Origin of the sequence: Mesorhizobium sp. M1E.F.Ca.ET.041.01.1.1 (assembly GCF_003997355.1) — a bacterium.
Taxonomy (GTDB): Bacteria; Pseudomonadota; Alphaproteobacteria; order Rhizobiales; family Rhizobiaceae; genus Mesorhizobium.
The window spans coordinates 1-1,057 of the sequence record NZ_RZSL01001085.1 but is presented as its reverse complement, the minus strand read 5'-3'; the positions used below and the strand labels follow the sequence as shown (position 1 = coordinate 1,057).

At 63.8% G+C, this 1,057-nt stretch carries 1 protein-coding gene; it reads right to left on the bottom strand.

Annotation, left to right across the window (positions count from 1 at the left end; all coding sequences use genetic code 11):
- Window positions 1-588 (bottom strand): alkaline phosphatase family protein (locus EOA38_RS37535; protein WP_281060181.1); only part of this gene is annotated, 588 nt, incomplete at its 3' end.
- Between the last annotated feature and the right edge of the window lie 469 nt (window positions 589-1,057).

Below are 1,057 nucleotides of genomic sequence, written 5' to 3'. Positions count from 1 at the left end.
GGCGAGCATGATGTGGTTGAGGAAGGAGCCGCCGAAGGCGGCCTGGAAGAAATTGTCGGCGAGCACGTATTTCTTGGCGATATCCCACATCGGCAGCACCGAGCCGTCATAGTGACCCATCACCATCGCGCCGGAATCGGCCCAGGCGACGAACTTGTCGTTCCGGCCTTCGTCGATCTGCATCTGCTCCTGGTAGAAGCGGTGCCAGAGGTCGCGAGTGATCACCCCGGCATTCTCGTTGAAGCCTTTGGGGTCGTCGATCGCGAAGGCCGCGTTGGCGAGATGCGCCGTCTGCGCCTCGGTGACGGCCGGCGTCACGCCCTTGCCGGTCAGCCCGCCCCAGGCCGGCGGCAGTTCGGTGAGCGGCTTGCCGTCGCGGTCGAGCTGACGGGCCTGCTCGGCCGAGACATTGGCCAGGCCGTTGGCGCCGGGGAAATCGCCATAGAGATTATCGAAGCTGCGGTTCTCGGCGTAGATCACCACGACAGTGTCGATCTTGTCGTAGCCGGGAGGAGCGGCATGGGCGACGGAAGCGAACGATGCAAGCGCCGTGGAGGCGAGGCAAAGGGAGAGAAAGGACCGGATCATGGGAGATGCCTCGTGGCTGGGGAATGGCTGGAGGAACCGGGCGACGCTAGGGCGGGCGCTTGTCAGCTTTGTGACAGGTTCATTGGATAGCGCCAAGCTGGAACACCCCTCATCCGTCTCGGCGCTATCGCGCCGATCCACCTTCTCCCACAAGGGGAGAAGGGGCGCTGTCTCGAGCGCCTCTGCCAACCACCAACGTTGGCGATTGGCGGCGAGGTAGGCGCGGACTTCCCCTTCTCCCCTTGTGGGAGAAGGTGTCCGCGAAGCGGACGGATGAGGGGTGTTCCAGCTTGGCAATTCGTTTTGCCGGTCATCAATCCGTAGCAAAGCACCCCTACGCAAAAAGGCAAACTGGATCGCCCTCATGCCACGATGGAAATCCGCCACGCTCGCCGCCCTCGCTATCCTCTGGCCCGCCTATGGCCTGCCGGCGGGCGTAAATCCCGGCGCGATGTCACGTCAGGAAGCC